This window comes from Embleya sp. NPDC025285 (assembly GCF_055558835.1).
Map to the genome: position 1 here is coordinate 107,555 of NZ_JBVHLU010000030.1, position 649 is coordinate 108,203.

Consider the following 649-nt stretch of genomic DNA (forward strand, 5'->3'; position numbering starts at 1 on the left):
GCCGGGATCGCAGGGACCGCCGCCACCCACCCGAATCGCGGACACGGGCGGGCCGACGCGCCAGAGTCGTGTCCCGCGGCGTTGCTGCTTGTTGGGCGACTTCGTCGCCGGCTCGCGAGGCACCACTTTTTTGCTCCCCCGCTTCGCTCCTCCGCAAAAAAGCGGCCCCTCGCTCGTGACTTCGTGTCCCTCCGCTTCGCTCCGGGCCACGAAGTCAAAGCTTGCGGCTCCGCCGCTCTCCGCGCTTCGCGCGTCGATCACCGGGGTGGGGGTGGGTCGGGGGCGCTGACGCGCCGGGGGTGGGGCGCGGTGGCGCCCGAGTGGCTTCCCGCGCCGAGGCCCGAGTCGACCGGACGGTGTCGCCGGCTGAGCGGCCGGGACCGGGCCGACCCCACCGATGGCCCGGTCCACCAAAGCGGCCCCGGCCCACCCCACGACCGGCGCGGTCACGTCCCCACACACCCCGGCGCGTCAGCGCCCCCGACCCAGCCCCACCCCGGTGATCGACGCGCGAAGCGCGGAGAGCGGCGGAGCCGCAAGTGTGGACGGTGTGGCCCGGAGCGAAGCGGAGGGACACGCCGTCCCGAGCGAGGCGCCGCTTTTTCTTGGAGGAGCGAAGCGGGGGAAAGAAAAAGCGGCGCAGATCGGA